The 1,190-nt window shown below is 67.6% G+C and carries 1 protein-coding gene; it reads left to right on the top strand.

The window, feature by feature from the left end; all coding sequences use genetic code 11:
* The coding region (locus H537_RS0114220) for a sensor histidine kinase (protein WP_028998450.1) at nt 1-892 on the top strand (892 nt) is incomplete at its 5' end.
* Between the last annotated feature and the right edge of the window lie 298 nt (nt 893-1,190).

Raw genomic sequence — 1,190 nt, 5'->3', positions numbered from 1 at the left:
GGGCCAGCGCACCGAGTGGACCTTCGTGCGTGCCGACGGCTCGCGCTTTCCGGGGCTGTTGAGCGTGACGCTGCTGCGCGATGCGCAAGGCGGCGTCATCGGCTTCCTGGCCATGATCGCGGACCTCACCGAGCGCCGGCGCATGGAGGACGAGCTGCGCCAGCGCACCGCCCAGGCGGAGGCGGCCAACCAGGCCAAGAGCGCCTTCCTCGCGCACATGAGCCACGAGATCCGCACGCCGCTCAATGCTGTCATCGGGTTGAGCCAGCTGCTGGGCCGGATGCCCCTGCCCGAAAAGGCCCAGGGGTTCGTCAAGCACATCGCCCAGGCCGGCGAACAGCTGCTGGGCCTGACCAACGATGTCCTGGACCTCTCCCGCATCGAGGCCGGCGAGCTGCGCCTGGAGGAAGTGCCCTTCGAGCCGCGGCAGCTGCTCGAGGCGGTGCACGTCCTGATGCGGCCGCAGGCCGACGCCAAGGGCCTGACGCTCGCGCTCGACTTACCGGCGGCGCTGCCCGAGCAGGTGCTGGGCGACCCCCTGCGCCTCAAGCAGGTACTTATCAACCTCCTGGGCAACGCCGTGAAGTTCACACCGTCGGGCGGCGTGGCGCTGACCGTGCGCCAGCTCGCCTGCAACGACTGGCTGGTCCTGCTGCGCCTGGAGGTGGTGGACTCGGGCATCGGCATCACGCCCGAGCAGCAGGCGCGCATCTTCGACCCCTTCACGCAGGCCGACAGCTCCACCACACGGCGCTTCGGCGGCACCGGGCTGGGCCTGTCCATCGTGCGCAGCCTGGTGGACGTGATGGGCGGGCAGCTCGAACTGCAAAGCCAGCCGGGCAGCGGCAGCATGTTCAGCGTGACACTGACGCTGGAGTTGCCACAACCCTGACTCACCCGGTGCTCTTGAGCGCGCGCTGGCGCGGCTCACTCGAAAAAGGCCGTCCACGGCGGTGCGGGTTCAGTGACCTGGGCGGCACCGTGTCGGCGTGGCGCGGGCAGCGCCGGTCTGAATCCTTGCCGATCAGGGGTCGAAGCCCGGACGTGTTCCCTGGACTCTTTTCGCACCGCCCCTCGCAATCCGTGATACAGGTCACAATTGCTGCACTGCACCATTAAATAAGCATCCTAAACATGAACGCCTTCATCACCCAGGTTCAAGAAGCTGCTCGGGACTGGGTCCACTTCAG

Source organism: Azohydromonas australica DSM 1124 (genome assembly GCF_000430725.1).
Lineage (GTDB): Bacteria > Pseudomonadota > Gammaproteobacteria > Burkholderiales > Burkholderiaceae_C > Azohydromonas > Azohydromonas australica.
The sequence above is the reverse complement of the archived record's forward strand: the minus strand, read 5'-3'. Positions and strand labels throughout refer to the sequence as shown.